28 protein-coding genes are annotated in these 25582 nt (G+C 67.0%); 16 read left to right on the top strand and 12 right to left on the bottom strand.

The window, feature by feature from the left end:
• Positions 1 to 119: 119 nt before the first annotated feature.
• From CHB74_RS08265 to CHB74_RS08255, 3 genes are read right to left on the bottom strand one after another with little or no spacing between them, the layout of a single operon-like run.
• The gene (locus CHB74_RS08265) at positions 120 to 671 is read right to left on the bottom strand and encodes a Smr/MutS family protein (protein WP_089219163.1); all 552 of its coding nucleotides are present in this window, start codon (positions 669 to 671) and stop codon (positions 120 to 122) included.
• A complete protein-coding gene (gene mltA, locus CHB74_RS08260; protein ID WP_089219162.1) occupies positions 646 to 1962 on the bottom strand; it encodes a murein transglycosylase A in 1317 nt (438 codons plus the stop codon). Before mltA ends, CHB74_RS08265 begins: the two co-directional genes overlap by 26 nt.
• Entirely contained in the window at positions 1959 to 2606 is a 648-nt protein-coding gene (locus CHB74_RS08255; protein WP_089219161.1) for a Tim44/TimA family putative adaptor protein, read from the bottom strand. The genes mltA and CHB74_RS08255 overlap by 4 nt, the downstream gene beginning before the upstream one ends.
• Before the next feature lie 182 nt (positions 2607 to 2788).
• Between CHB74_RS08255 and secB the strand changes: the two genes are divergently transcribed.
• The 4 genes from secB to CHB74_RS08235 all read left to right on the top strand — a co-directional run bounded on the left by secB (position 2789) and on the right by CHB74_RS08235 (position 6773).
• Positions 2789 to 3298: a protein-export chaperone SecB gene (gene secB / locus CHB74_RS08250; RefSeq protein WP_089219160.1), complete on the top strand. Its 510-nt coding sequence runs from the start codon at positions 2789 to 2791 to the stop codon at positions 3296 to 3298.
• A gap of 24 nt (positions 3299 to 3322) precedes the next feature.
• Positions 3323 to 4885 (top strand): murein biosynthesis integral membrane protein MurJ, encoded by a 1563-nt coding sequence (gene murJ / locus CHB74_RS08245; protein ID WP_089219159.1) that lies wholly within the window; start codon positions 3323 to 3325, stop codon positions 4883 to 4885.
• A complete protein-coding gene (gene trpS / locus CHB74_RS08240) occupies positions 4885 to 5889 on the top strand; it encodes a tryptophan--tRNA ligase (RefSeq protein WP_089219292.1) in 1005 nt (334 codons plus the stop codon). The genes murJ and trpS overlap by 1 nt, the downstream gene beginning before the upstream one ends.
• Positions 5890 to 6134: 245 nt before the next feature.
• On the top strand, positions 6135 to 6773 hold the full coding sequence (locus CHB74_RS08235) for a DUF4136 domain-containing protein (RefSeq protein WP_089219158.1): 639 nt from the start codon (positions 6135 to 6137) through the stop codon (positions 6771 to 6773).
• Between the two features lie 202 nt (positions 6774 to 6975).
• On the opposite strand, the gene dnaA is transcribed toward CHB74_RS08235, so the two are convergent.
• From dnaA to mutM, 3 genes are all read right to left on the bottom strand, one after another.
• Positions 6976 to 8412 (bottom strand): chromosomal replication initiator protein DnaA, encoded by a 1437-nt coding sequence (dnaA, locus tag CHB74_RS08230; RefSeq protein WP_425442256.1) that lies wholly within the window; start codon positions 8410 to 8412, stop codon positions 6976 to 6978.
• A 400-nt stretch (positions 8413 to 8812) separates the two neighbouring features.
• Positions 8813 to 9076, bottom strand: coding sequence for a 30S ribosomal protein S20 (gene rpsT / locus CHB74_RS08225; protein WP_089219156.1), 264 nt, complete (start codon positions 9074 to 9076; stop codon positions 8813 to 8815).
• Positions 9077 to 9151: 75 nt separating this feature from the next.
• The gene (gene mutM / locus CHB74_RS08220) at positions 9152 to 9985 is read right to left on the bottom strand and encodes a bifunctional DNA-formamidopyrimidine glycosylase/DNA-(apurinic or apyrimidinic site) lyase (protein WP_089219155.1); all 834 of its coding nucleotides are present in this window, start codon (positions 9983 to 9985) and stop codon (positions 9152 to 9154) included.
• A 58-nt stretch (positions 9986 to 10043) separates the two neighbouring features.
• On the opposite strand from mutM, the gene CHB74_RS08215 reads away from it, so the two are divergent.
• From CHB74_RS08215 to CHB74_RS08175, 9 genes are all read left to right on the top strand, one after another.
• Positions 10044 to 10772: a class I SAM-dependent methyltransferase gene (locus CHB74_RS08215; RefSeq protein ID WP_089219154.1), complete on the top strand. Its 729-nt coding sequence runs from the start codon at positions 10044 to 10046 to the stop codon at positions 10770 to 10772.
• Positions 10769 to 12301: a 2-polyprenylphenol 6-hydroxylase gene (ubiB, locus tag CHB74_RS08210; protein WP_089219153.1), complete on the top strand. Its 1533-nt coding sequence runs from the start codon at positions 10769 to 10771 to the stop codon at positions 12299 to 12301. The genes CHB74_RS08215 and ubiB overlap by 4 nt, the downstream gene beginning before the upstream one ends.
• 209 nt (positions 12302 to 12510) lie before the next feature.
• Positions 12511 to 13149 carry a PEPxxWA-CTERM sorting domain-containing protein gene (locus CHB74_RS08205; protein WP_089219152.1) on the top strand — a complete coding sequence of 213 codons (639 nt, stop codon included), beginning with the start codon at positions 12511 to 12513 and terminating at the stop codon, positions 13147 to 13149.
• Positions 13150 to 13318: 169 nt separating this feature from the next.
• Positions 13319 to 13942 carry a lipid-binding SYLF domain-containing protein gene (locus tag CHB74_RS08200; protein WP_089219151.1) on the top strand — a complete coding sequence of 208 codons (624 nt, stop codon included), beginning with the start codon at positions 13319 to 13321 and terminating at the stop codon, positions 13940 to 13942.
• Between the two features lie 181 nt (positions 13943 to 14123).
• Positions 14124 to 15311: a bifunctional phosphopantothenoylcysteine decarboxylase/phosphopantothenate--cysteine ligase CoaBC gene (coaBC, locus tag CHB74_RS08195; RefSeq protein ID WP_089219150.1), complete on the top strand. Its 1188-nt coding sequence runs from the start codon at positions 14124 to 14126 to the stop codon at positions 15309 to 15311.
• Between the two features lie 11 nt (positions 15312 to 15322).
• The gene (locus tag CHB74_RS08190; protein ID WP_089219149.1) at positions 15323 to 16003 is read left to right on the top strand and encodes a type 1 glutamine amidotransferase domain-containing protein; all 681 of its coding nucleotides are present in this window, start codon (positions 15323 to 15325) and stop codon (positions 16001 to 16003) included.
• A gap of 55 nt (positions 16004 to 16058) precedes the next feature.
• A complete protein-coding gene (dut, locus tag CHB74_RS08185; protein WP_089219148.1) occupies positions 16059 to 16547 on the top strand; it encodes a dUTP diphosphatase in 489 nt (162 codons plus the stop codon).
• The gene (locus CHB74_RS08180; protein ID WP_089219147.1) at positions 16544 to 17299 is read left to right on the top strand and encodes a HesA/MoeB/ThiF family protein; all 756 of its coding nucleotides are present in this window, start codon (positions 16544 to 16546) and stop codon (positions 17297 to 17299) included. Before dut ends, CHB74_RS08180 begins: the two co-directional genes overlap by 4 nt.
• The gene (locus CHB74_RS08175; protein ID WP_089219146.1) at positions 17296 to 17646 is read left to right on the top strand and encodes a peroxiredoxin; all 351 of its coding nucleotides are present in this window, start codon (positions 17296 to 17298) and stop codon (positions 17644 to 17646) included. Before CHB74_RS08180 ends, CHB74_RS08175 begins: the two co-directional genes overlap by 4 nt.
• A 61-nt stretch (positions 17647 to 17707) precedes the next feature.
• On the opposite strand, the gene CHB74_RS08170 is transcribed toward CHB74_RS08175, so the two are convergent.
• The 6 genes from CHB74_RS08170 to CHB74_RS08145 form a co-directional block, all read right to left on the bottom strand.
• A complete protein-coding gene (locus CHB74_RS08170) occupies positions 17708 to 18457 on the bottom strand; it encodes a queuosine precursor transporter (RefSeq protein ID WP_089219145.1) in 750 nt (249 codons plus the stop codon).
• 45 nt (positions 18458 to 18502) lie between these two features.
• A complete protein-coding gene (locus CHB74_RS08165) occupies positions 18503 to 19504 on the bottom strand; it encodes an NADPH:quinone oxidoreductase family protein (RefSeq protein ID WP_179220767.1) in 1002 nt (333 codons plus the stop codon).
• Between the two features lie 143 nt (positions 19505 to 19647).
• A complete protein-coding gene (gene leuD / locus CHB74_RS08160; RefSeq protein WP_089219144.1) occupies positions 19648 to 20232 on the bottom strand; it encodes a 3-isopropylmalate dehydratase small subunit in 585 nt (194 codons plus the stop codon).
• A complete protein-coding gene (locus CHB74_RS08155; RefSeq protein ID WP_089219143.1) occupies positions 20232 to 21080 on the bottom strand; it encodes an N-acyl homoserine lactonase family protein in 849 nt (282 codons plus the stop codon). The genes leuD and CHB74_RS08155 overlap by 1 nt, the downstream gene beginning before the upstream one ends.
• Positions 21077 to 22516: a 3-isopropylmalate dehydratase large subunit gene (gene leuC / locus CHB74_RS08150; protein ID WP_089219142.1), complete on the bottom strand. Its 1440-nt coding sequence runs from the start codon at positions 22514 to 22516 to the stop codon at positions 21077 to 21079. Before leuC ends, CHB74_RS08155 begins: the two co-directional genes overlap by 4 nt.
• 62 nt (positions 22517 to 22578) lie before the next feature.
• Positions 22579 to 23910 carry a serine hydrolase gene (locus CHB74_RS08145; RefSeq protein WP_089219290.1) on the bottom strand — a complete coding sequence of 444 codons (1332 nt, stop codon included), beginning with the start codon at positions 23908 to 23910 and terminating at the stop codon, positions 22579 to 22581.
• 262 nt (positions 23911 to 24172) lie between these two features.
• On the opposite strand from CHB74_RS08145, the gene rplU reads away from it, so the two are divergent.
• The 3 genes from rplU to CHB74_RS08130 all read left to right on the top strand — a co-directional run bounded on the left by rplU (position 24173) and on the right by CHB74_RS08130 (position 25548).
• Complete coding sequence (rplU, locus tag CHB74_RS08140; protein ID WP_089219141.1) at positions 24173 to 24532, top strand: 50S ribosomal protein L21; 360 nt, start codon at positions 24173 to 24175, stop codon at positions 24530 to 24532.
• Between the two features lie 22 nt (positions 24533 to 24554).
• On the top strand, positions 24555 to 24824 hold the full coding sequence (rpmA, locus tag CHB74_RS08135; RefSeq protein WP_089219140.1) for a 50S ribosomal protein L27: 270 nt from the start codon (positions 24555 to 24557) through the stop codon (positions 24822 to 24824).
• A 172-nt stretch (positions 24825 to 24996) separates the two neighbouring features.
• Entirely contained in the window at positions 24997 to 25548 is a 552-nt protein-coding gene (locus CHB74_RS08130) for a GNAT family N-acetyltransferase (RefSeq protein ID WP_089219139.1), read from the top strand.
• The last annotated feature ends 34 nt before the right edge of the window (positions 25549 to 25582 follow it).

The raw sequence follows: 25582 nt of genomic DNA, 5'->3' as shown, positions 1-25582 counted from the left end.
CGCCCTTCCCCCGTTGGAGCGCACCCGCTCCATCGGGCACGGGGATACCCTGCCAGCTTTCGGTTAATGAAAGGTCGCCATTGCGACGAAATTGCAACTAGGCGTGACGAACCAATAGGTTATCGGCGGCGGCGAAGCACCACATACAGCGCGCCCGCGCCGCCATGGCGCGGATGGGCATTGCGCACCGCCGCGATCCGCGATGCCCAGCCCGACGCGCCCAGCCAGTCGCCGATCGCCGCGCGGATCAGCCCGCGCCCCGGCGCCCCCGGGCGTGGCGCCCGCCCGGTGACGACCAGCAGCACGCGCGCATCCGCCGCCACCGCGCTCGCCAGCGCGGCATCGAGCGCCGCATGGGCGGAAGCGAGCGTATGGCCATGCAGGTCGATCGTGCGGTCGGGCGCCACGATCCCGCGTCGCAGGCGTCGATCCCAGCCGCCATCCAGCGTGTCGGGGTTGGCGGCGGGAATAACCGGCTTGTCGCGCGCGGCAGGCGGAGGCGGCAACGCCCGCGCCTTGGCGCGGGGCGACACCGGCGCAGGCGTCGGCTTGGCGTCACGCTCTCCGGCGGGGTCAACGGCATCCTTGCGCCGCAGATCGAGCGGGCGAACGGTTGCCGTCACCTTGCGCCAGAGCGCGCGCTCCTCAGCGTCGAGGCGTCTTCCCGCCACTGCCGCTCTCGCCGGGCGTGGCCTTCGCCGCCGCCAGTCGCGTCACGCTTCCCTTGGGCAGCAGCAGCCAGGCATTGCCCCGGCCGGACATGCCACCCGCCACGCGCCGCGCATCATCGCCCGCGCCCCAATAGGTATCAAAGCGGTTGGCGCCCTTGATCGCGCCGCCGGTATCCTGCGCGATCCACAGCCCCGTCGCCTCGGTGCGATCAAGCGACAGGAAAACGGGTGCGCCCAGGGGCACGAAGGCGGGATCGGCCGCCACCGTCGTCCGCCCGGTGACGGGCAGGCCAAGCGCGCCGAGCGGGCCGGGGCCGGAAAGTTCGCGGAAGAACACGAAGCTCTTATTCTCGTTCATCACGCCGGCGCCGCCATCGGGCATGGCGCGCAGCGTCGCCATGATGCCCTGCATCGACGACTGGCCCGGCTGCAGCAGCCCGCGATCGCGCATGTAGGCGCCGATGCCGGTATAATCGCGGCCGTTCTGCGTGTCATAGCCGACACGCATGATCTTGCCGTCGGGCAGTTCCAGCAGCCCCGAACCCTGCACCTGCAGGAAGAAGAACTCCACCGGATCGGCCGCCCAGGCGATCACCGGCGCCTTGCCGTCAATCGCCCCGCTGACGATCGCGGCGCGATCGGGATAGCGGATCAGCTTGCCGTCCTTGGCCTGGCCGCGAATGCGCCGGCCCTTCAGATCGTCGGCGAACTGGCCCAGATCCACCTCGACCAGATCGCCGGGGCGGCCATAGATCGGCACCTCATAGCCAGCACGGCGGGTCCGCGAACCCTTGATCTCGGGCTCGTAATAGCCGGTGGCGAAGGCCTTGCCCTCGCCCACGATCGCCGTCTCGAACCGGCTGGCGAAGAAAGCGAGCGCATCGCGATCCGCCACCGCGCCAGCGGCGTCGCAGGCCGGCTGCCAGTCGCTGCCGCGCGTCAGCCCGCTATTGTCGGTCCGGCGAACCAGCGAACGGCAGGAAATGCGGAATGCGGCCAGCGCCGATCGCGCCTCGGCATCGGTGATGCCCAGCGTCTCGACGGCGGGGCCGGGCCGCAGCCCCTGCTGCGCGGCGGTCGTGCCGGCGGGTGCGGTGGCGAGCGGCGCGGGCGCCGGCGGCAGGCTGCTGCGCGCGGTGCGCACGGGGCCCAGCGGCGGGCTCGACGGCGCGGCACCGGTGGGCACCGGCGGCCGGGTGGCGGTGGGACGGGACTGCGGGGTTTCGGGCGTGACGCAAGCGGTCAGCGCCAGCGCCGCGGCCAGCGCGCCCCCTAAAGCGAGACGAGTCACGCCGCCTCGTCGGTTTCGATCAGGATCCAGTTGGGATCGTCGGCGCGGACATGGCGGCTGAACGTCCACACGTCATGCGTGGGCACGGCGTCGCTCAGCGAACCGGCGACGACATTGCCTTCCTTGTCGCGCGTCACCGCCGCGATGTCGGCATCGAAGCGCACCGTCACGCTCGCCATCTGGCCGTCGAGGCGGGCACGCTTGATCACCGCGCGCTCGACCGAGATCAGGCGGTTGTCCAGCACCTCGCCCGCTTCCTCGCGCAGGCGGATCGCCTCCACGAAATCCTCGCGCACATTATCGTCCACCAGTCGCGCCAGCTCGTCGCGGTCGCCGCGCCAGAAGGCTTCCAGCACCATGCGATAGGCCGCCTGCGCGCCATTCAGGAACGCGCTCACGTCGAAATTGGGGTCGGCGGCGACGATCGCGCGGATGCCTTCATTGGCGCGCGCATCGATCGCCGGTTCGGCGGCCACCGGCTGGGAGGGGATATCGGCGCTGGAACGCGCCATCGGGGCCGGCTTGGGCTGGGCTTCGACCGGCTTGGCGATCGGCTGCTCATGCCCCGTGCGGCGCCCGAGGACACTATAGAGCCTCATCGCGACGAAGACGAACACCAACGCCAGGATAATGATCGTTTCCACCGGACCTCCGCAAGCTTGTCCCCTGCTACATAGGGATGTGGCGCGAATGTTTCAAATGGCGCTTTTCGGAGGCCGGCGCGGCGATGCTGCGCATGATCGCACGCCGCCTGCCCGCCATTGCCCTCCCCCTTCGCGCCTGCTAGTCGCGCGGCCTATTCAACACCTGAAAAGGCGATATCCGGATGGCCGAAGAAGAAGGCGTCGTGAACGCGGGCGAAACCTTTGCCAATGGCGAAGACAATCTGCCCCAGGTCGGGCTGATCGCCCAATATGTGAAGGATCTCTCCTTCGAAAATCCGAACGCCCCGGCGGTCTATCAGTGGCAGGGCCAGCCGCAGATCGACGTGCAGTTCAACATCCGCGCCGACACGCTGGGCGAAGATGTGCACGAAGTGGCGCTGAAGATCGACGTCACCGCCAAGGCGGAACAGGGTGTCGCCTTCCAGGTCGAACTGCTGTTCGGCGGCCTGTTCGGCCTGCGCAACGTGCCGCAGGAACAGGTCCAGGCCTTCCTGCTTGCCGAAGCGCCGCGCCTGCTTTTCCCCTTCGCCCGCCGCGTGCTGGCCGATGCGGTGCGCGACGGCAACTTCCCGCCGCTGATGCTCGAACCGATCGATTTCAGCGGCCTCTACATGCAGCAGCAGGCGCAGGCCCAGGCGCTGCAGGCTGGCGAAACGGCGGGCCAGGCCTGATCTGACGGGACACGGCATCTCCGCATGAACCTGATCAAGGCGATCAGCACCATCGGCGGGCTGACCATGGTCAGCCGCGTCTTCGGTTTCGCGCGCGAGATGCTGATGTCGCGCATCATGGGGGCCAGCGGGGCGGCGGATGCCTTCCTCGTCGCCTTCCGCCTCCCCAACACCTTCCGCCGCCTGTTCGGCGAAGGGGCGTTTTCCGCCGGGTTCGTGCCGCTGTTCAGCCAGCGCCTGCACGGCCAGGGCGGGATCGAGGATGCGAGGAAGTTTTCGGAAGAGGTGCTGGCGGTGTTCCTGCCCACCCTCTTCCTCTTCACCCTCGTCTTCGAAATCGCGATGCCGCTGTTCGTCTGGGCGATCGCATCGGGCTATGCCGATGAACCGGCGAAGTTCGATCTCACCGTCACGCTGACGCGGATCACCTTTCCCTATCTCATCCTGATCAGCCTGGTCTCGCTCTTCTCGGGCGTGCTCAACTCGCTGACGAAGTTCGCCGCCGCCGCCTTTGCGCCGGCGCTGCTCAACGTCGCCATGCTGGCCGCGCTGATCATCGTGCCCGATGGCGGGGTGAAGACCGCTTATGCGCTGGCGGCCGGCGTCACCGCCGGCGGTTTCCTCCAGCTCGCCTTGCTGTGGAACGGGGCACGCAAGGCCGGCGTCTCGCTGCGGCTGCGACGCCCCCGGATCACGCCCGGCGTGAAGCAGTTCTTCGTCGTGGTGATCCCGGCCACGCTGGGCGCGGGCGTCTATCAGATCAGCCAGCTCATCGACACCTTCTTCGCCACCCGGCTGCCCGAAGGGTCGATGTCCTACCTCAATTATTCGGATCGGCTGAACCAGCTGCCTTTGTCCGTCATCGGCACCGCGCTCGGCACGGCGATCCTCCCGCAGATCAGCCGCTTCATCGCCACCGATCAACCCGGCGAGGCCGCAAAGGTGCAGGGCAAGGCAGTCGAACTGTCGATGCTGCTCTGCCTGCCCGCCGCGCTGGCGCTGGCCGTCGTCGCCGGCCCGCTGATCTCGGCCTTGTTCCAGGGCGGCAAGTTCACCGCCCATGATGCGATGGTGACGGGCAATGTGCTGGCGATCATCGTCGCGGGCCTGCCGGCCTACGTGCTGGTCAAGGTGATCACCCCCGGCTTCTACGCGCGGGAAGACACCAAGACCCCGGTCAAGACCGCGGCGATCGTGCTGATCGCCAATGTCGCGCTCAACTTCGCATTGATCCCGCCCTTCGGCATTTACGGCCTCGCCTTCGCGATCGCCGCCTGCTCGTGGCTCAATTGCGTGATGCTCTATGTCGTGCTGCGCGGGCGCGGCCATTTCCGCATCGAACCCTGGCTGTGGGGCCGCATCGCCCGCCAGGTCGCCGCCGGCCTGATCATGGCGGCGGCGCTGTGGGCGCTGCGCGAATGGCTGGCCGACTGGTTCTCGGGCTCGGTCGGCAAACGGATGGTTTCGGTCACCGCCCTCGTCGGCGTCGGCGGAATCGTCTATTTCGGCGCCGCCTGGCTGCTGGGCGGCATGGACAAGGAAGGAATACGGCTGCTCACCCGCCGCCGCAGGAAGAAGGAAGCATGATGCGTATCGTCTCGGGCATTCAGCCCACCGGCAACCTCCACCTCGGCAATTATCTGGGGGCGATCCGCAACTGGGTGCGCATGCAGGACGGGCTTGGCGCGGGCGACCAGTGCTTCTTCTTCCTCGCCTCGCTCCACGCGATCACCGTTCATAACGAACCCGCTCAGCTGCGCGCCAATATCCGCGAAATGGCCGCCGCGCTGATCGCCGCCGGGGTCGATCCCGCGCGCGCCACGCTGTTCAGCCAGGCCGATGTTCCCGCCCATGCCGAACTGTGCTGGCTGCTCAACGGCACCGCCCGCATCGGCTGGCTGAACCGGATGACCCAGTTCAAGGAAAAATCGGGCAAGAACCGCGAAGGCGCGTCGATCGGCCTCTATGCCTATCCCGTGCTCCAGGCGGCGGACGTGCTGCTCTATCAGGCCACCCATGTGCCGGTGGGCGAGGATCAGAAGCAGCATCTGGAACTGGCGCGCGATGTCGCGACCAAGTTCAACACCGATTTCGGGGTCGAACTGTTCACGCTGCCCGAACCGATCATCCCGCCGGCGGCGGCGCGGATCATGTCGCTGCGCGACGGCACGTCCAAGATGTCCAAGTCCGATCCGTCGGATATGAGCCGCATCAACCTTACCGACGATGCCGATCTGCTCGTCCAGAAGATCCGCAAGGCCAAGACCGATCCGGAACCGTTGCCGGCCTCGGCCGAGGAACTGGCCGGCCGGCCCGAGGCGCGCAACCTCGTCGGCATCTATGCCGCGCTGGCGGACGAAACGGTGGAACAGGTGCTCGCCCGCTTCGCCGGGCAGGGCTTCGGCGCGTTCAAGCCCGCGCTGGCCGAACTGGTGGCGGAATCGCTGCGCCCGGTGAAAAGCCGGCTCGATGCGTTGCGCGCCGATCCTGCGGAGCTCGATCGCCTGCTCGCCATCGGCGCCGCCAAGGCGCGCGAGGCCGCCGCGCCGACGCTCGACGCCACCTACAAGGCGATGGGCCTGCGCTGGTAAACGCCGAAAGGCGGGGATTTTTTTCATCCCCGCCAAGGCATTCGCCGATCGGCTCCGTCTGGAACCATGGAAGGCATGGTTGATTCCCCCTGATGGCCATCGACCCACGCCGGTGGCCCGATCATGCCTTCCACCCGATACGCGGCCGATATGTTCACCCGGCGTTCAACGGATGTTCAGCCCGGCTATGCGAGGCTCGGGCTGTGTTATAGTGTGGGGCGCCAGCCCCTTGCGAGGTCGCCAACATGTCGCTTTCCAAACGGTTCCTCACCCTCGCCGCTCCCGCTGCTGCCCTGCTGGCGCTGTCGGGCTGCGCGACGCCGTTCCGGGCGGATGTTGCGCGCTTCCAGGCCATGCCGGCACCGCAGGGGCAGACCTTCACGATCAAGGCTGCCGATCCGCGCAACGAAGGCGGGCTCGAATTCGCCCAATACGCCTCGCTGGTCGAACAGCGGCTGGTCGCCCAGGGCTATGTCCGCGCCGCCGATGCGACGAGCGCGACGCTCACCGTCATGCTCGATTATGGCGTCGACAATGGCCGCGAAAAGGTCGTCACCCGGCCGGGTTATGGCGGCTACGGCTATGGCGGCTGGGGCTCTCCCTATGGCCGCTGGGGCTATCGCTCGGCCTTTTATTATGGCTGGGCCGATCCCTTCTGGGGCTATCCCGATGTCGAAAGCTATACTTACTATACCAGCTATCTCGACATGACGATCAACGGCGCCTCCGGCCAGCGCGTGTTCGAAGGCAAGGCCAAGGCGCGCTCGACGACGGACAGCCTGCCCGCGCTCGTGCCCAATCTGGTCGAAGCGATGTTCACCAACTTCCCCGGCCGTTCGGGTGAGGAGGTGCGCATCACCATCCCGCCGCCCAAGAAGGGCTGAAGCGAGTTCCCGGCAGATGGCCCTCGTCTGCCGGCCCGGACATCGCCGCATGGACATCGCGGCCTGAACATCGCGGCCTGAACATGGCGACATGGCCAAATCCTGACGCGCCATCGTCGCCCATATGCAAAAAGCCCCGCCAACCGGCGGGGCTTTTCATTTGTCCGGTGCTTGCGGCCCCGTGGGGGCCCGTCTCGGCCGATCAGGCCTCCAGCTGGCGCATCAGCAGCCGCACGTCGGCGTCGAGCTCGGCGTCGGTCTGGCGCAGCTTCTCGATCTGCTTCACCGCATGGATCACCGTCGTGTGATCGCGCCCGCCAAAGCGGCGGCCGATCTCGGGCAGCGAACGCGGGGTCAGCTGCTTGGCCAGATACATGGCGATCTGGCGCGGACGGGCCACTTCGCGCGCACGGCGGGCGGAAGCCATTTCGGACTGCTTGATGCGATAATGGTCGCACACGCGACGCTGGATCTCGTCGATGGTGATCCGCCGCTGCGTGGCGCGCAGCATGTCGGCCAGCGTCTCCTGCGTGAACTCCATGTCGATAGGGCGACCGGACAGCAGCGAATAAGCGACGACGCGGTTCAGCGCGCCTTCCAGCTCACGCACATTGGCGCTGATCCGGCGGGCCAGGAACATCACCACGTCATGCGGCACGTTCGCCTGGGGCATCGCCTCCAGCTTCTTCAGGATGATGTTCAGCCGCAGCTCGAAATCGGCCGGGTTGACGTCCGCCACCAGGCCCCAGGCGAGGCGGGAGAGGATGCGGCTCTCAATCCCTTCCAGATCCTGCGGCGAACGATCGGCGGTGATGACGAGTCGGCGCCCGGCCGAAATGATCTCGTTCATCGTGTGGAAGAATTCTTCCTGCGTCGATTCCTTGCCGGCGATGAACTGGACGTCATCGATCATCAGCACGTCGGCCGCGCGCAGCCGCGCCTTGAAGCTGTGCGTGTCCTTGGCGCGCATCGCGGCCACGAACTCGTACATGAACTTCTCGGCCGACATGTAGATCACGCGCGCATTCGGCTGACGGGCCAGGAACTCCTGGCCGATGGCGTGCATCAGGTGCGTCTTGCCGAGGCCGGTGCCGCCGTGGAGGAACAGCGGGTTGAAGCCCAGCGCCCCGCCCTCGGCCAGCGTGCGGGCCGCGTTGTACGCGACCTCGTTGGCCTTGCCGACGACGAACGAATCGAAGCTGTAGCGCGCCTCGAAACCATGTTCCGCCACCTGCCCCGCCACGATCGCGGTTCCGGCCGTAAGCTCGGGCGCCGATTCGGCCGCGGGCGCGGCTTCGGGCTCCGGCGCCACGAACAGCGCCGGGCGCGGCGAATCGGTGGTGATCACGATCTTGTCGACCTGCGGCAGCATGGCGCGCCACGCCTGCAGCAGATGTTCGGCAAAATGGGTCTCGACCCAGTTCGCCATGAAATCGGATGGCGCCGCCAGCCGGATGGTCGATTCGGCCGAATCGAATCCGACGAGCGTCATCGGCTTCAGCCAGCCGTCGAACGTGCGGGCACCGCAGGTCCGGCGCAGGTTGATGCGAATCGCTTCCCAGGCCGCCTCAAAGGGCGACGGCGGCAGGTCCGCCTCGGGCATGTCCTGCACAGAAAGAAACGAAGCGGCAGAGGTCACGTCGGTCCCTTCTAAAATTGGCCCCCAAACGGCACGCCGGAACCGGGGACAAACGATCCCCTTGCGCAACCGCCCCCGGTTGCAGCCTTTTTCCGCCGTTACCGCTTTTCCGCCCAACCAGACTCGTCGGGCGGAGTGTCTTTTTGAAAGGCGTTCGGCCTTGGATCAAGGCCTTCACATGAAACAAAAAAGAAATAATGGCGCTTGACAGCAAAAGCCGTGCTTTTGCGTGGATGCGTCACAAATCATTGATTTTGATAGTTTATTCTGGACTTCCCGAATCCGTAACAATTCACGAATCGCGGTGAATCCTAGAATTCACGATTGTAACCATGAAGAAATGAAAAGGCCCGCCGAGGAATTTCCCCGGCGGGCCTTTAACCCGGTAGTAACCGAGCGATCAGCCGAGCGAGGCGACGCGCTTGGTCAGCCGCGCGAACTTGCGCGACGCGGTGTTCTTGTGGAGCACGCCCTTCGAAACGCCACGGGCGATTTCCGGCTGGGCGGCAGCGAGCGCGGCAGTCGCGGCAGTCTTGTCACCGGCGGTCAGGGCCAACTCGACCTTCTTGATGAAGGTGCGGATGCGGCCCACGCGCGCGCCGTTGATCTCGGCCCGACGCTCGTTCCGGCGGATGCGCTTCTTTGCCTGCGGCGTGTTCGCCATGCTCGTCCTCAATAGATCAAAATGGGATGCGGCGCAGGGATGATCCCGCGCCGGGAAGGCCGGCTACATACACTTTCAGGCCGCCGCGTCAACCGTTCCGCGCTGGCATCGCGGGCAATAGAAGGTCGATCGCCCGCTATCGACGCGGCGCCGGATCACCGTGCCGCAGGCGCACAGCTCGCCCTCGCGCCCATAGACCCGCCACTGGTTGGCGAAATAGCCGAGCTCGCCATTGGGCTGGACATAATCGCGCAAGGACGAACCGCCGGCCTCGATCGCGGCAGCCAGCACGTCGCGAATCGCATCCACCAGCGTTGCGAGCTTGCCCGCGCCGATTCGCCCGGCCGCGATGGTCGGCGCGATCTTCGCGATGTTCAGCGCCTCGCACACATAGATATTGCCAAGCCCCGCCACGATCCGCTGGTCGAGCAGCAACGCCTTCACCGGCGCCACCCGCCCCGCGAACGCCGCCTTCAGATGCGCAGCACTCAGCCCCGGCCCCAGCGGCTCGGGGCCCAGCGCCCGGAAGGCGGGGAAATCCTCCACCGCGTCGGTCGCCACCAGGTCGAGCGAACCGAAGCGCCGGGGATCGTTGAGCGCCAGCCGCCGCCCGGCCGCCGTCTCGATCACCAGATGGTCGTGCTTGCCGATTTCGCTCGGATCGATCCGCCAGCTGCCCGACATGCCGAGATGGAAGATCAGCGTGTCGCCGCGATCGGTTTCGATCAGGCCATATTTCGCCCGCCGGCCGAGCCGCGTCACCGTCGCCCCGGTCAGCCGCTGGCGCAGGTCGGCCGGGATCGGGCGGCGCAGGTCCGGCCGGCGTGGATCGACGGTCACCAGCCGCTGCCCTTCCAGCGGCGGCCGCAGCCCGCGGACGGTGGTCTCGACTTCGGGAAGTTCGGGCATGATTTTCCTGCGATATGGGCCGTGACGTTCAGCGGCAACCCTTGTAGAGCCTGCCGCCATGGAAACGGTATCCTTCGGCTATTCGGACGTCAGCCCCGAGGAGAAGACAGAGCGCGTCGGCGCCGTCTTCCGCAACGTCGCGTCGCGCTACGATCTGATGAACGATGCCATGTCGGGCGGGCTGCACCGGCTGTGGAAGGACCGCTTCGTCCGCCGGGTGAAGCCGCGCGCGGGCGAATCGATTCTCGACATGGCGGGCGGCACCGGCGACATCGCCTTCCGCCACGCCGCCTCCGGCGCCGAAGTGACGGTGGCCGATATCAATCCCGCGATGCTCGGCGTCGGCATGGAGCGCGCGAAGAAGAAGGGCGTTCACGGCCTGATCTGGTCCGAACAGAATGCCGAGACGCTCAGCTTCGACGACCGGCAGTTCGATGCCTATACGATCGCCTTCGGCATCCGCAACGTCACCGACATCCCGGCCGCCCTGCGCGAGGCGCATCGCGTGCTGAAGCGCGGCGGCCGTTTCTTCTGCCTCGAATTCTCGACCAATCAGTGGCCGGTCTTCGCCGAGGTCTATGACAGCTATTCGCACCGGCTGGTGCCCAAGATGGGCAAGCTCCTCGCCAATGACGAGGAAAGCTATCGTTACCTGATCGAATCGATCCGTCGCTTCCCCGACATGCCGACCTTCGAACGGATGATCGCGGACGCCGGCTTCGTGCGGACCAAAGTCGAACCGATTCTCGGTGGTGTCGTCGCCATTCATAGCGGCTGGAAGATTTGACCCACGCCATCGTTCATATCGCCCGCCTCCTGAAGTGGGGCCGCACGCTGGCGCGCCATGGCGCCCTGCAAGGCATCGAGCGCGATCCGCTGACCCCGCCGCCGGTGCGTCGCCTCGCCCGGATCGCCCGCTTCGGCGCGCGCGTGCCCAAGGTGCCGGCTTATGCCGATGCCTTCCAGGCGATCGGCCCGGCCGCGATCAAGCTCGGCCAGAGCCTCGCCACCCGCCCCGATCTCGTCGGCGAGGAAGCGGCGAAAGACCTCCTGCGCCTGCAGGACGCGCTGCCGCCCGTGCCCTTCGCCGCGATCCGCGAGCAGATCGAAACCGCCTTCCATCGCCCGATTGAGGATATCTTCCAGTCGATCGATCCCGATCCCGTGGGCGCCGCGTCGATCGCGCAGGTCCACCGCGCCGTCACCGCCGAAGGCGAGCAGGTTGCCGTCAAGGTGCTGCGCCCCGGCGTCGAGCGCGATTTCCTGCGCGCCATCGACACCTATGAATGGGCCGCCGCCCAGGTCGAGGCGATGGGCGGCGAAGCCGCGCGCCTGCGCCCGCGCATGGTGATCGCCACTTTCAAGCGCTGGACGGCGCGCGAACTCGATCTGCGCCGCGAAGCCGCCTCGGCCTCGGAACTGGCGGAGGGGATGGAGGCCGAACCGACCTTCGTCGTGCCCGAGATCGACTGGCAGCGCACCGCCGGCAAGGTGATGACGCTCGAATGGATCGACGGCATCAAGCTGTCCGATCGCGACGCGCTGATCGCGGCCGGGCACGATCCGGCGACGATCGCCGGCAATCTCGTCCGCGCCTTCCTGCGCCAGGCGATCGCCGAGGGTTTCTTCCACGCCGATCTCCACCAGGGCAATCTGTTCGTCCTGCCCGACGGGCGGATCGCGGCGATCGATTTCGGCATCATGGGCCGGATCGACCGGCGCGCGCGGCTGTGGCTCGCCGAGATCATCTACGGCCTGATCACCGGCAATTATCGCCGGGTGGCCGAGATTCATTTCGAGGCGCAATATGTCCCCGCGCATCACAATGTCGCGGAATTCGCGACCGCGCTGCGCGCCGTGGGCGAACCAATGCGCGGCCGCCCGGTCAAGGAACTCTCCGTCGGCCAGATGCTCGACGGGCTGTTCGCCATCACCCGCGATTTCGACATGCAGACCCAGCCGCATCTGCTGCTGCTGCAAAAGACGATGGTGATGGTCGAAGGCGTCGCCACCGCGCTCGATCCCGATATCAACATGTGGGAAACCGCCGCCCCCTTCGTCCGCGAATGGCTGCGTTCCGAACTCGGGCCCGAAGCCGCGATCGCCGACCGACTCGGCAAGGATTTCCGCACGCTGGCGCGGATTCCCGATCTCATTCGCCGGATCGAAGCGAAATTTCCGCCGGAAGGCGGCGCCCCGCCCCTGCCCCCGCTGGCCGAGATCCAGGTCGTCCGCATCGGCGGCCCGTGGCGCTATCTGCTTGTCGGGATTGCCGCTTTTGCCGCCGGCGCCGGGGCCAGCTACTTCCTGCTCTGACCCGCGAACCGATTTGGAATTTGTCCCGCTTTGGGGCGGGCGATTCTGGTCCGTTGACACGAAAACGGGGGCAGCATCTCCTCCCATTTGCGGGGAAAGCTGCTCGGTCATCTCCTCCCATTTGTGGGGGAAAGCTGCTCGGTTGCACCGCTCCGCTACCAGATAAGGTCGCATGTTGATTGTTCTGCTCAATCACAGGGGATGCACCCATGCGTAAGAATCTGATTGCAGCGATGTTCCTCGCGGGCACGGTGATGGCCTCGCCCGCATTTGCGTCGGTTCCGGTAACCAGCGATCTGGATACCTGGAAGGCGCTGACGCCGGGCTGGCTGGAAGATACCGAATATGGTTCCGGCAGCACGACCAGCGTCACGCTGGATGGCGGCCCGACGATGACGTTCGACCAGAGCGTCGGCATCCCCAGCATCGGCTCGGGCTGGGCAACGTGGTGCTGCGGCTATACCGGCGACGTGCTGTCGGTCAGCAGTAACTCGATCACCACGACGTTCAACACGGCGGTGAACAATTTCGGTTTCTACGCGGAGCCGAATGATTTCTCCTCCTTCCTCGTCACGCTGACGACCGGCGATGGCGCGGTGCTGAACCAGTTGGTGACGGGTCAGGCCGGCGCCAAGTTCTTCGGCTGGAATGGCGGGCCGATCACCAGCTTCACCGTTTCCGCGGCACCGGGGGCAAACGGCTTCGCGTTCGGCGACTTCTTCTATGAAGGCGTCAGTGGCGCGGTTCCCGAACCGGCAACCTGGGCGATGATGATCTCGGGCTTCGGCCTGGTGGGTGGCGCCATGCGCCGCAGCCGGTCGACCCGCGTCAGCTATTCGCACGCCTGATCGGCCACGATCGGAAAACAGCGCCCGCCTCCCTTTGGGGGGCGGGCGTTTTCCATGGCGCCACGCCGCCCCACATCGGCATAAACCCGGCATCTCTCCTCGGTACTTCCCCCAATTGCCGCCTCGTTAACCAAATGAGACTGTCACTGCCCCTGTTAAGGAGCGTGATGTGGCAAAGGGCACCCCTGGACGGCCGATCATCGCGCGCCAGCCGGCCGGTCACGCCGCACTCCTGCCCCGCCGGGGCTTCATCGCATCTCTTGGCGGGCTGATCGCCACCGCGGCCCTGCTTCGCCCCCTGCCCGCGCCGGCATCGTCGGGGGCCGAACTCATCGCCAGCGCGCAGGCCGTCCTCCGCCGCCTGCTGGCGACCAGCGCCACCGCCGCCCGGCTCGGCGATTATGTCCACGGCATCCTCATCTTCCCCTCGATCCTTTCGGTCGGGACAGAGGTGAAGACGGGCACCGGCGTCCTCATCCTCGACGGCGAATGCGCGGGCTATTTCGCGCTCACGCTGCGCAATCCGGTGGACGATGCGGCCGGCCTCGAAAGCCTGACCTTCTACCTGATGGACATGGCGACCAACGTCGCCTTCGTCCACGCGCCGACCAGCCTGACGGAATCGGCAGCACTGCGCTTCGTGGCCGCCAGCGCCGATCGGCAGGCCATGCGCGCGCGCATGGCCGATCCGCTGGTCGGCTTCCCGATGGACGCAACCGGTCTCCTCCCCCGTTTCGATCGGCCGAAGATGGCGATGAAGCATGCGCCATCGCCGGCCGAACTAAGGGCCTGAGGCCCTCCGAACGGACGCCCCTGTCCTACATCCACCCGCCAGGCCAGGCTCGCACGGTGCCCGTTGCGCCCGCCCCGTCCACGCCCCATCTCGACTCAGGCGGCAATCGGCCCCATGGACGAAGCCGATGGCAATCCTCAACTTCCTCAACGTCTGAGGGCCGAGGCAGGGATAGGCAGAAGTGACGGGCAGGAAGATCCTTCTCATCGTCGGCGGCGGCATCGCGGCCTACAAAGCCTGCGAACTGGTGCGGCTGATCCGCAAGGCCGGCATGTCGGTGCGCTGCGTGCTCACCGCCGGCGGCCAGCAGTTCGTGACGCCGATGACGCTCGCCGCGCTGTCCGAACAGCCCGTCCACACCAGCCTGTGGGATCTGAAGGACGAAGCGGAGATGGGCCATATCCAGCTCAGCCGCGAAGCCGATCTCGTCGTCGTCACCCCCGCCACCGCCGATCTGCTGGCCAAGATGGCGGCGGGCATTGCCGACGATCTCGCCACCACCCTGCTCCTCGCCACCGACAAGCCCGTGCTGGCGGCGCCGGCGATGAACGTCCGCATGTGGGGCCACGCCGCCACCCGCCGCAACGTCGCCCAGCTCCGCGCCGATGGCATCCAGATTCTGGAACCCGATGAAGGCCCCATGGCCTGTGGCGAATACGGGCCCGGCCGCCTGCCCGATCCCAAAGCGATTCTGGCCGCGATCCAGCGCGCGCTCGGGCAAGGCGGGGCGCTGGCCGGGCGCCACATCCTCGTCACCGCCGGGCCGACGCACGAACCGATCGATCCGGTGCGCTACATCGCCAATCGCTCATCGGGCAAGCAGGGCTTCGCCATCGCCGGTGCGCTCGCCGCGCTGGGCGCGCGCGTCACGCTCGTCGCCGGGCCGGTCACGCTCCCCACCCCGCCGGGGGTGACCCGCATCGATGTGGAAACCGCGCGCCAGATGGCCGCCGCCGTCGATGCCGCGCTGCCCGCTGACGCCGCCGTGATGGTCGCCGCCGTCGCCGACTGGCATGTCGATGCCGCCGGCCAGAAGATCAAGAAACAGGCCGATGGCGCGCCGCCCGCGCTCGCCCTGACTGAAAATCCCGACATTCTGGCGGGGCTTGCCGCCAACCCCCGCCGGCCCGCGCTCGTCGTCGGCTTCGCGGCGGAAACCGAAAAGGTGGTCGAACACGCCACGGCCAAGCGCGCGCGCAAGGGCGCGGACTGGATCGTCGCCAACGACGTGTCGGGCGATGTGATGGGCGGCGCCAATAACAGCGTCCATATCGTCACCGCCAATGGCGTCGAAAGCTGGCCCGATCTGCCCAAGGAAGCGGTCGCCATGCGGCTGGCCGAGCGGATCGCCGCCGCGCTCGGCAGCTAGGCCCTCGCCCGATGCGGCTCCTCTTCCTCCTCACCTCGCAAGCCCGGATGGGCGAAAGCGACAGGCCGACCGGCCTGTGGATCGAGGAATTCACCGCGCCTTATTATGTGTTCCGCGGTGCCGGGGCCGATCTCGTCCTCGCATCGCCCAAAGGTGGCCCGGTGCCCACCGATCCGACCGGCGATGCCGTCACCCCCGTGCCGCCCTCCGTCGCCCGCTTCCGCGCCGACCCGCAGGCGCGCGCCGCGCTGGCCGACACGCGATCGCTGGCCGGCCTCCGCGCCGCCGATTTCGATGCGATCTTCGTTCCCGGCGGGCTCGGCCCGATGTGGGATCTCGCCAATGATCCGCACGCCATCGGCCTCGCCCAATCGGCGGTCGCCGATGCGATTCCGCTCGCGCTCGTCTGCCACGCGCCCGCTATGCTCGTCGCCGCGCGCAAGGCGGATGGCACAGCGCTTGTCGCCGGCCGCACGCTCACCGGCTTCAGCCGGGCCGAGGATGAAGCCGCCGGCCTTGTGCCACTTGCCCCCTTCGTCCTGGAAGATTGTCTGCGCACGCTTGACGCCGATTTCCGCTGCGGCCCGCCCGATGCCCCCTTCGTCGTCCGCGACGGCAATCTCTTCACCGGCCAGAACCCCGCTTCGTCGCAACCGCTGGCGGAAACGCTGCTGCGCGCGCTCGGCGCTTGAACCGTGCGGGCGCCGGCCCTAACCCGATCGCTCCCTCCCCAGCCCGAGAACCTGCATGACCCCCGATCCGCGCCCGACCCTCGAACTCAGGATCGTCGATCCGCGTCTCCATGAATGGGGCCTGCCCGCCTATCAGACCGATCTTTCGGCCGGCATCGATCTCCATGCCTGCATCGACGCGCCGATGGCGATCGAGGCGCAGGCGCCGGCCACGCTGATCCCGTCCGGCATCGCGGTGCTGATGAACGATCCGCACATGGTCGCCTTCCTCCTCGCCCGCTCCGGCCTCGGCCACAAGAAGGGGCTGGTACTCGGCCAGGCGGTCGGCACGATCGACGCCGATTATGCCAACCAGATCTTCATCAGCACCTGGAACCGCAATCCACCGGGCCGCGATCCGATCATCATCGAACCGGGCGATCGCATCGCCCAGTTGGTCTTCCTGCCCATCCTGCGGCCGAGCTTCGTGGTCGTCGACGAATTCAGCACGACCACCCAGCGCGGCCTCGGCGGCTTCGGTTCGACCGGGGTGTCCCGCGCGTGAGCCTCAGCGACGCCCAGCTCGATCGCTATGCACGCCATATCGTGCTGCACGAGGTGGGCGGCGCCGGGCAAATGAAGCTGCTTGCCGCGCGCGTCGCGATGGTCGGCGCCGGCGGCATCGGCTCGCCCGCGCTGCAATATCTGGCGGCGGCGGGCGTCGGCCATGTCACGCTGTTCGATGACGATGTTGTCGCGCTGTCCAACCTCCAGCGACAGACGCTGTTCGGCACCGATGATGTCGGCCAGCCCAAGGTCGATGTCGCCGCCGCGCGCGTCGCCGCGCTCAACCCCGATGTCACCGTCGCCGCCATTGCCGATCGGATCACGCCAGCCAACGCCGCCGCGCTGCTCGCGGGGCATGACGTGACCCTCGACGGCTGCGACAATTTCGCGACCCGGCTGGCCGTCGCCGATGCCGCGCTCGCGCTGCGCATTCCGCTGGTGTCCGCCGCCGTCGGCCAGTTCGAAGGGCAATTGGCGGTCTATCGGGGGTGGGAAGCGGACAAGCCCTGCTATCGCTGCTTCGTCGGCAATAATCCCGATCGGCCCGATGCCAGCTGCGCCGATCAGGGCGTGCTCGGCGCGCTCACCGGCGTGCTCGGCAGCCTCGCCGCGATGGAGGCGATCCGCGCGATCACCGGCTTCGGCACGGACAGCGCCGGCAAGCTGCTGCTTGTCGATGCCCTCGGCTTCCGTTTCCGCACGCTCGGCCTGCCCAAGGATCCCGGCTGCCGCTGCGGCACCGCCGCGTGACCGGCCTTAGCATCATCGTCGCCAGCGGCGATGGCGAACGGTTTCGCACCGCCCTGGTGATGGCGCTGGCGCAGGCAGCGCTCGGCGGGGGCGTCCGCATCTTCCTCCAGGAACGCGCGGTCGGCCTGCTGGAAGGCGACGATGCCGATGCCTATGCCGCCGCCGGCCTCCCCGGCCGCGCCGCGATGCTGGCGGACGCGCTCGATACCGGCATCGCGATCATCGGCTGCCAGAGCGGGCTGGCGCTGATCGGCCGCCATGCCAGCGATTTCGATCCCCGCATCGGCTGGGCCGGCATGGTCAGCCTGCTCCACGATCTCGGGAACGATCGCCTCGTCGCCATCTGATCGCCGCCGCTCTGTCCGCAAGGTCGGCGCACCAGCCAAATATAACCCAGCGCCGTTGCCGTCAGAGGCGGGCGCGGAAGGGGGTGAAGTTGGTCTGCTCGTCATAGATGTCGACGCCTTCGCGGCGCTTCAGAAAGCCGACGACGACATAGGTGACGGGGGTCAGCAGCACTTCCCAGCTCACCTTCAGCACCCATTGGGTAACCAGCACCTTCAGCACCAGCGAATGGGTCCAGCCCGTCGCGCCCCAGAAGGCGAGCGGATAGAAAAGCAGGCTGTCCACGCCCTGCCCCACCACCGTCGATCCGATCGTGCGGGTCCAGAGATATTTGCCCTGCGTCCACACCTTCATGCGGGCGAGCACATAGGAATTGGCGAATTCGCCCGCCCAGAAGGCGCAGATCGACGCGAAGACGATGCGCGGCACCTGGCCGAACACCTGTTCATAGGCGGCCTGCCCGCCCCAGCTTTCGGCCGGCGGCAGCTTCACCACCACCCAGGACATGAAGGCCATGAACAGAAGCGCCACCGTACCCGCCCAGATGCAGCGGCGCGCGCGGGCATAGCCATAGACTTCGGTCAGGATGTCCCCCAGCACATAGCCGAGCGGGAAGAACAGGATGCCCGCGCCGAACGGCCACAGCCCGACCAACGGCAGGTCGATCACCGCGACCTTGCCCGCGCCCAGCACGTTCGACAGCAGGAGGATGACGACGAAGGCCGCCATCACGAAATCGAAATAGCGCAGCGGCCGCGCCCCCAGCGAAGCCGCCTCGACGGCTATCGGCCGCCCCTGTTCCACCCCATCCATGATGGCGAGACTAAATGCCTCGCCACCGGATGCAAGCGCCCGTCGTCATTCCGAAATCTTCACCACCAGCTTGCCGATGGCCCCGCGCGAGCCCATTTTGGCGATGGCATCGCCGCCGCGCGCGAAGGGGAAGACTTCCGATACCACCGGCGCGATCTTGCCGGCTTCCCACAGATCGAAAAGCTGCGCCACGCGGGCGCGGTTCGCCTTGGGGTCGCGCGCCGCCCACGCACCCCAGAACACGCCGCAGACATCGCAGCTCTTGAGCAGGGTGAGGTTGAGCGCGAGCTTGGGGATGCCGGCGGGGAAGCCGACGACGAGATAACGCCCTTCCCACGCGATCGAACGGAGCGCCGGTTCGGCATAATCGCCGCCAACCGGATCGTAGATCACATCGGCGCCGTCGGGGCCGACGGCCGCCTTGAACGCTTCGGCCAGCGCCTTGGACTGATCCTTGTCGAACGGCGCCCGGCCATAAAGGACGACTTCATCGGCACCCGCCTTGCGCGCAGCGGCGGCCTTTTCCTCGCTCGACACCGCCGCGACGACGCGCGCGCCGAACGCCTTGCCCAGTTCCACGGCGGCAAGGCCGACGCCACCGGCCGCGCCCAGCACCAGCAGCGTTTCGCCCGCCTTCAGCCGCCCGCGATCGAGCAGCGCGTGGATGGTGGTGGCATAAGTGAGGAGCAGCGCGGAGGCTTCGACGAAATCGCGCCCTTCCGGCAATTTGTAGCATTTGACCGCATCGACCACGACTTTTTCGGCCATGCCGCCATGGCCCGTCGTCGCGACCACGCGATCACCGACCGACCAGCCTTCAACCCCTTCGCCGACCGCTTCGACCACGCCTGAAACCTCGGCACCGGGCGCGAAGGGGCGCTGCGGCTTGAACTGATATTTGTCCTCGATGATCAGCACGTCGGGATAGTTGATCGCGCAGGCCTTCACCGCGATCAGCAACTGGCCCTGCCCCGCCGCCGGATCGGCGATTTCCAGCAGTTCCAGCGTCTCGGGTCCGCCCGCGGCGGTCGACAGCAGGGCCTTCATGCGATTCTCTCCCGTTCGTGCTTTTCGTTTTCGTCATCCTGACGGCGGTCAGGATCCATTGCCGCTCCGTGCGAAACCGGACTGTTGCGGCAATGGATGCTGAAACAAGCTCAGCATGCCGGCATGGTGGTCGGCGGCAGCGTTCAATTCGCCAGCCAGGGCCGCTCGACCGCGATCTTCGTTTCATAGGCCGCGATCGCGGCGTCGCGCGCCAGCGTCAGGCCGATCTCGTCCAGGCCGTTCATCAGGCAATCGCGGCGGAAGGGATCGATCTCGAACGTGAAGCGATCCTGGAACGGCGTCGTCACCGTCCGGCTTTCCAGATCGATCGTGATCGGATGGTCCTTCGCCACTGCGAGCAGCCGGTCCACCGCTTCCTGCGGCAGCACCACGGTGACGATGCCGTTCTTGAACGCATTGCCCGAGAAGATGTCGGAAAAGCTGGGCGCGATCACCGCCTTCACGCCCATGTCGCCCAGCGCCCAGGCGGCATGCTCGCGGCTCGATCCGCAGCCGAAATTGTCGCCGGCGATGATGATCGGCGCACCGGCATAGGCCGGATCGTCGAACACATTGCCGGGTTCGGCCCGGATGGTTTCGAACGCGCCCTTGCCGAGGCCCGCGCGCGTGATCGTCTTCAGATAATGGGCGGGAATGATGACGTCGGTGTCGACATTCTTGCGGCCGAGCGGGAAAGCGCGGCCTTCAACGGTGGTGATCGGTTCCATCAGTCCGCGGCCTCCGGGAATGCGGGGAGCTTGGGCACGTCGGCCGGCTCATGTTCGATAATGACGGTCGCCTTCAGCGCATCGGCGATCGCGCCGAAGCGTTGCTGGCTGGACAGGGTTTGCACCCGATCCATGTTGAAACGCGGCACGGCGCGCAGCGGCACCTGTTCGGCCACATGATATAGATCGCCGGTGATCAGCACCGGGCCCTTGTTCTTCAGCCGCACCAGCAGCGCATGATGGCCCGGCGTATGCCCCGGCGTGGTGAGCATGACGACGCTGCCGTCGCCATAGACATCCTTGTCGCCGACCACCGCCTCCCTGGGCGCCTTGCCGGCGATCCACGGGGCAAGCCGCTTCGGTTCGAGCAAGGGTTTCTCCGGCCCCGCCGACAGGATCGCCAGATCCTCCGCCCCGATCAGCAGGGTCGCCGTGGGAAAGCTCGCCGCCTGACCGACATGATCATAATGCATGTGGCTGATGCCGACATGGCGAACCTGTTCGGGCTTCACGCCGATATCGCGCAGTTGATCCACGATGGTGCGCTTTAGGCTGCTGGTGATTTCCGGCGGACCTTGCTGCACGCGGCCGGCCAGTTCCGCGCCGAAACCTGCATCCCACAACAGATAATCATTGCCATGGCGGACCAGATAGCAGCTGATCACCAGATCCTTGCGCTTGCCGGCCAGCGCATAGCTGTCGGCAAACATGTCGAGATCGGCATTGGTGACGTGGCCGCAATCGAGCCGCCACAGCTTGATCTCCGGCGGGGTGGCGGGCGTGGCCGAAGTGGCAGGCGCGGCGGCGGCGAGCGCGAGGCCCGCCGCAAGCGCCGCAAGCCGCTTCAAGCCGATGCTCCCAGCAGATCGCGCACGTCGGTCAGCCGCCCGGTGACCGCCGCCGCCGCCGCCATCGCCGGCGACACGAGATGCGTGCGCGATCCCGGCCCCTGCCGGCCGACGAAGTTGCGGTTGCTGGTCGATGCGCAGCGTTCGCCCGCGGGCACCTTGTCCGGGTTCATGGCAAGGCACATCGAACAGCCGGGCTCGCGCCACTGGAAACCAGCCTCGATGAAGATGCGATCGAGCCCTTCGGCCTCGGCCTGCCGCTTGACGAGGCCCGAGCCCGGCACGACCAGCGCCTGGCGGATGTTCGATGCAACATGGCGCCCCTTCGCCACCTCGGCCGCGGCGCGCAGATCCTCGATCCGGCTGTTGGTACAGCTGCCGATGAAGATATTCTCTACCGCCACGTCCTGCATCCGCGTGCCGGGGGCGAGGCCCATATAGTCGAGCGACTTGCGGGCGGCTTCCTGCTTCGACGGATCGGCGAAGCTCATCGGATCGGGCACGACACCGGTGATCGGCACCACATCCTCGGGGCTGGTGCCCCAGGTGAGGCTGGGCGCGATATCGGCGGCATCGAGCGTGACCACCTTGTCGTAGCGCGCGCCCGGATCGGTCGCCAGCGAGCGCCACCAGGCAACCGCCTTGTCCCAATTCTCACCCGTGGGCGCCATCGGCCGCCCCTTCAGATAGGCGAAGGTGGTGTCATCCGGCGCGACGAGGCCGGCACGCGCGCCACCCTCGATCGACATGTTGGATACGGTGAGCCGCCCTTCGACCGACATCTCGCGGAACACGCTGCCGGTATATTCGATGACATAGCCGGTGCCGCCGGCCGCGCCGATCTTGCCGATGATGGCGAGCACGACATCCTTGGGGCTGACGCCGAAGCCGAGCTTGCCGTCGACGCGCACTTCCATCGTCTTCGACGGCTTCAGGAGCAGCGTCTGGGTGGCGAGCACATGCTCCACCTCCGACGTGCCGATGCCGAAGGCCAGCGCGCCGAGGCCGCCATGGCAGGACGTGTGGCTGTCGCCGCAGACGATGGTGGTGCCCGGCAGCGAGAAGCCCTGTTCCGGCCCGACGACGTGGACGATGCCCTGTTCGGGCGCGATCGCGTCGATATAGCGGATGCCGAAGGCGGGCGCGTTCTTTTCAAGCGCGGCGAGCTGCTGGGCCGACTCGACATCGGCGATCGGCAGCCGTTCGCCGTCGGCGCCCACGCGCGGCGTGGTCGGCAGGTTATGATCGGGCACCGCAAGGGTAAGATCGGGACGACGCACCTTGCGCCCGGCCGAACGAAGCCCTTCAAAGGCCTGCGGGCTGGTGACTTCGTGAACCAGATGGCGATCGATGAAGATCAGGCAGGTGCCGTCGTCACGCCGTTCGACGACATGCGCGTCCCAGATCTTCTCGTACAGGGTGCGAGGTGCGGTCATAGTGCGACACGCTTTATGCCCTCCCCCCCGATTTTCAAGCGTCCGACGGGCCAGACATTGTTTCAGCGGCCGCGATTTTCCTTCTTGTCGAGCTCCATCCAATCCTCGGACGGGCGGCCGTAGAACATGTCGAACACCTCGTTCTGCACGCCCAGCGGCTTGCTGCTCTGCGAATTCCACAGCACCGCGACGCCGTTCTTCGTTACGGGGTCGAAGAAGACCAGCGAGCGATAGCCGGCAACCGCGCCGCGATGGCCGACGATGTGATGGCCATCGTAGAACATGTCGCGCCAGCCCATCGAATAACGCTGGTCGGTGACGTCGCGATCGAAGCGCGAACGGGCGTGGCGCCGCTCCACCGAGACGCGCGGGGTGTGGATCACCTCCAGCACGGCGGGCGAAACGACCTGCGGATCGCCGCCCATCTGCGCCTGCAGCCACAGGCCGAGATCGAAGATCGACGAATTCACGCCGCCGGCGGCCGGCACCTTGTAATAAGCGTCCTCCACCTTCAGCGTCCGGTGGCCGACATGCGGCCGCGCCCAGCTGGCCGACCCTTCGAGCCCCGCGCGGGTGACGGTGGCGCTGGTCATGCCCAGCGGCACGAACAGCTTGCGCGCGACCATATCGGCGTAAGACCGCTTGGTGGCGTTGGCGACGGCCTCGCTCGCCGCGTCGAAGGCGACATTCTGATAGGTGTGGCAGGTCGCCGGCTTGCAATAGGCGTCGAGCGCGCCAAGCTCGGTGCGGATGACGTGCGGATCGACGCCGCCTTCCAGCTTGTCGTCATAGGCATTGTGGACGACGCCCGTGCGATGGGCGAGCAGATCGGCCAGCGAGACGAGATTCTCGCCATTATTGGGCAGTTTCAGCGACGGCGCCCATTTACCGATCGGATCGGCGAGCGAGAATTTGCCCTCCTCCGCCAGCTTGGCGACGAGCGTGCCGGCGACGCCCTTGGACAAGGAGGCCCAGCGGAACACCGTGCCGGTCGACACCTTCTCGCTGCCGCCCGCTTCGGTAAGGCCATAGCCCTTCACGAAGCTGATCTGCCCCTTTTCGACCACCGCGATGCCGAGGCCGACCATATCCTTCGCCTCGACCAGCCGGTTGAGCCGCGCATCGAGCCGCGCATAATCCACCAGGTGCGCCCCCGGCGTCGGCACGCCCGGCGTGATCGCCACCCGCGCCCGTTCCGGCGCGCGCGGCGCCTGTTCGGGAATCCACTTGTCTTCGTCGAAATCGGTCAGCGAATAAGCCGTCGCGGCGCCGAGCAGCAGCGCCCCCACGATCGCCCCGCGCTTCCACGAGCGCCGGGCGCGCGAAACGCCCGAATCGGCCATGCCCGGCCGGGTATCGTGGAGGATATCCTTGCGCGGATCGGCCTCAGCCACGGGGGGCAGCTTTGCCGGGGCGGCCACGGCGTTCAAAGTGCTTAACGATCATGCTACCTCCCCTTAACGGCGGGTTTTCCGCAGTCAAACCCCGATCGGCGCGGCTTTCGTCCGGTCCATCGCCCGGTCGATCCCGGCCAATCCGCGCTATGACGTTGACAGATGGGCGGGCTTCCAGTAGCAGCGCGGCCTTCCCAATGCGGGGGTCTAGGCCGCAGCCTTGGCCTTGCGTGGGTACCAGCTTTTGAAGAAGATGAGGGCCATGTTCGCAATCGTGCGCACGGGCGGCAAGCAGTATCGCGTTGCCGCAGGAGACAAGATCGTCGTCGAGAAGATCGCGGGTGACGCGGGCTCGACCGTGCAGCTCAGCGACGTGCTGCTCGCCGGCGAAGGTTCGGAACTGAAGGACGTCAACGGCCTGACCGTTGCCGCCGAGATCATCGCCCAGGCAAAGGGCGAAAAGGTGATCGTGTTCAAGAAGCGCCGCCGCCACAACTATCGCCGCCGCAACGGCCACCGCCAGCAGCACACGATCCTGAAGATCCTGTCGATCGGCGGCGAAGCCCCGAAGGCGAAGAAGGCGTCGAAGAAGGCCGACGCGCCTGCGGCTGCCGAAGCCTGAGCCCAGCGTAGGAGTATAGAAAATGGCACATAAGAAAGCAGGCGGCTCCTCGCGCAACGGTCGCGATTCGGCTGGCCGTCGCCTCGGCGTGAAGAAGTTCGGCGGTCAGGAAGTGATCGGCGGCAACATCATTATTCGCCAGCGCGGGACCAAGGTGTACCCGGGCCGCAATGTCGGCATGGGCAAGGATCACACCCTGTTCGCGCTGACCGCCGGCCGCGTGGCCTTCCACGAAGGCAAGCTCGGCCGGAAATATGTGAGCGTTGACGCGGTGGCGGAAGCCGCCGAGTAACGGACGAACCGGTTTTCGGGTCGTCCAGTGGGCGACCCGAAAGGTCCATTCGATGGACCGTGAGGGAGACGGGTCGCACCGCCTCCCTTTTTGCTGTCTCCCTCTCCACATGTCGTCGCGCTGTAACCCTTTTCGGGCATAAGCACGGCGAAAAGACGGGAGAGTAGAACCCATGTTTGCGAGAACCGAACGGCTGCTGTTGCGGCCCGCCTGGGAAGAGGATGACGCCGCGCTGCACGCCGCCATTGGCGACGAAGTGGTCGTGCGCAATCTTGCGCGTGTGCCCTGGCCGTATCGCATGGAGGATGCGCGCAGCTACATCGGCATGGCGCGCGACCCGCAACTGCCTGATTTCCTGATCTTCGCCCGCACCCATGGCGCGCCCCGCCTGATCGGCGGAATCGGCCTGCAGCGCGAAGACAGCGGCGCCATCGAACTCGGCTACTGGATCGCGCGTCCCTATTGGGGCCTGGGCTTCGCCACCGAGGCGGCGCGCGCCGTGATCGGCATGGCGGATGATTCGCTGCGCATCGCCGAACTGGTCGCCGGCCATTTCCTGGACAATCCGGCTTCGGCCAATGTGCTGTACAAGCTGGGCTTCCAGCCCACCGGCGAGGTGGTGATGCGGCGCAGCGTCGCGCGTGGCCGCGATGTCGCCTGCGCGCGCTTCACCCGCCAGGCCGGCGCGCAGGGCGAACCGGTGAACCCAGCCCTCGCCGCCTGAACCGAGGCGGCAGGCAATAAGGAACAAGGGCCCT

The sequence above is a fragment of the Edaphosphingomonas laterariae genome (assembly GCF_900188165.1).
Taxonomy (GTDB): domain Bacteria; phylum Pseudomonadota; class Alphaproteobacteria; order Sphingomonadales; family Sphingomonadaceae; genus Sphingomonas_E; species Sphingomonas_E laterariae.
The sequence above is the reverse complement of the archived record's forward strand: the minus strand, read 5'-3'. Positions and strand labels throughout refer to the sequence as shown.

Coding starts and splice junctions, on each gene's coding strand:
- leuD (WP_089219144.1), bottom strand. CDS start 20,232: ATGGAACCGATCACCACCGTTGAAGGCCGCGCTTTCCCGCTCGGCCGC.
- CHB74_RS08205 (WP_089219152.1), top strand. CDS start 12,511: ATGCGTAAGAATCTGATTGCAGCGATGTTCCTCGCGGGCACGGTGATG.
- CHB74_RS08130 (WP_089219139.1), top strand. CDS start 24,997: ATGTTTGCGAGAACCGAACGGCTGCTGTTGCGGCCCGCCTGGGAAGAG.
- CHB74_RS08235 (WP_089219158.1), top strand. CDS start 6,135: ATGTCGCTTTCCAAACGGTTCCTCACCCTCGCCGCTCCCGCTGCTGCC.
- CHB74_RS08190 (WP_089219149.1), top strand. CDS start 15,323: ATGCGGCTCCTCTTCCTCCTCACCTCGCAAGCCCGGATGGGCGAAAGC.
- CHB74_RS08170 (WP_089219145.1), bottom strand. CDS start 18,457: ATGGATGGGGTGGAACAGGGGCGGCCGATAGCCGTCGAGGCGGCTTCG.
- rplU (WP_089219141.1), top strand. CDS start 24,173: ATGTTCGCAATCGTGCGCACGGGCGGCAAGCAGTATCGCGTTGCCGCA.
- dut (WP_089219148.1), top strand. CDS start 16,059: ATGACCCCCGATCCGCGCCCGACCCTCGAACTCAGGATCGTCGATCCG.
- mutM (WP_089219155.1), bottom strand. CDS start 9,985: ATGCCCGAACTTCCCGAAGTCGAGACCACCGTCCGCGGGCTGCGGCCG.
- CHB74_RS08165 (WP_179220767.1), bottom strand. CDS start 19,504: ATGAAGGCCCTGCTGTCGACCGCCGCGGGCGGACCCGAGACGCTGGAA.
- secB (WP_089219160.1), top strand. CDS start 2,789: ATGGCCGAAGAAGAAGGCGTCGTGAACGCGGGCGAAACCTTTGCCAAT.
- rpsT (WP_089219156.1), bottom strand. CDS start 9,076: ATGGCGAACACGCCGCAGGCAAAGAAGCGCATCCGCCGGAACGAGCGT.
- trpS (WP_089219292.1), top strand. CDS start 4,885: ATGCGTATCGTCTCGGGCATTCAGCCCACCGGCAACCTCCACCTCGGC.
- leuC (WP_089219142.1), bottom strand. CDS start 22,516: ATGACCGCACCTCGCACCCTGTACGAGAAGATCTGGGACGCGCATGTC.
- rpmA (WP_089219140.1), top strand. CDS start 24,555: ATGGCACATAAGAAAGCAGGCGGCTCCTCGCGCAACGGTCGCGATTCG.
- murJ (WP_089219159.1), top strand. CDS start 3,323: ATGAACCTGATCAAGGCGATCAGCACCATCGGCGGGCTGACCATGGTC.
- CHB74_RS08215 (WP_089219154.1), top strand. CDS start 10,044: ATGGAAACGGTATCCTTCGGCTATTCGGACGTCAGCCCCGAGGAGAAG.